The organism is Mesorhizobium sp. M1A.F.Ca.IN.022.07.1.1, from assembly GCF_003997575.1.
GTDB lineage: Bacteria > Pseudomonadota > Alphaproteobacteria > Rhizobiales > Rhizobiaceae > Mesorhizobium.
Window position 1 is genome coordinate 1 of sequence record NZ_RZST01000699.1, and the last position, 720, is coordinate 720.

The following is a 720-nucleotide window of genomic DNA, read 5'->3' on the forward strand; positions in this document are numbered from 1 at the left end:
GCCGACACATGTCTGGTGGATAGACTTCGGCTAGTCTCCAATACTTTTTCGAAATGTCGATCAGATGCCCTTCAGATCGCCGGCGGCGACGACGGGGCCAGTCGGCTGGCCGGTCGGCGAACCGCCGGCCGGCTCGAGACTGACGGCGAGCACGGCGCCTTGCGCCAGCTTCTCCTGCACGGCCGGCGTGACGGCCATGCGCGCGGTCTGACCGGCCGGGATGACGCCCATCGAGACCGGCGCAGTCTTGCCCTCGATCATCCACAGCTCGAAATCCTTGCCGACGCCGCGTTCGCCGGAAACATGCGAGAGGCCGACCTCCTGGCGGGCCGCGTCATAGACAGCGAGGTATTTGACGTTGCTGTTGTCGGCGGCGAGCGAGGCGACCAGCCTGGTCTCGGGCTGCGGCAACGGCGGATTGACGAGAGGCAGGGCGGCAAAGACGGCCAAAGCGGCAAGCGCGGCCGCGGCAAGCCCGCGCCAGAAGGCGAGGCTCCCCAGCAGGCCGGTGCTGGGCGCGGTGGAGTTGACTACTGATGAGGCAAACAGCCGGCGGTCGATCGCCGCCTTCACCGAAGCCGGCGGCTCGACCGCAGGGTAGGCGGCCGCTATCGGCGCGAAATGGGCCTCCCAGGCATCGACCAGGCGGGCAAAACCCGCCTCGGTATCGATGCGGCGGGAGGCGATCTGGCGTTCGTCGGCTGCCAGAACGCCGAGAAC

General features: G+C 68.1%; 1 protein-coding gene. It reads right to left on the reverse strand.

What is annotated here, in order from left to right:
- Nucleotides 1-60: 60 nt before the first annotated feature.
- Nucleotides 61-720: anti-sigma factor (locus EOA75_RS33475; RefSeq protein WP_127326184.1), on the reverse strand; the 660-nt coding region annotated here is incomplete at its 5' end.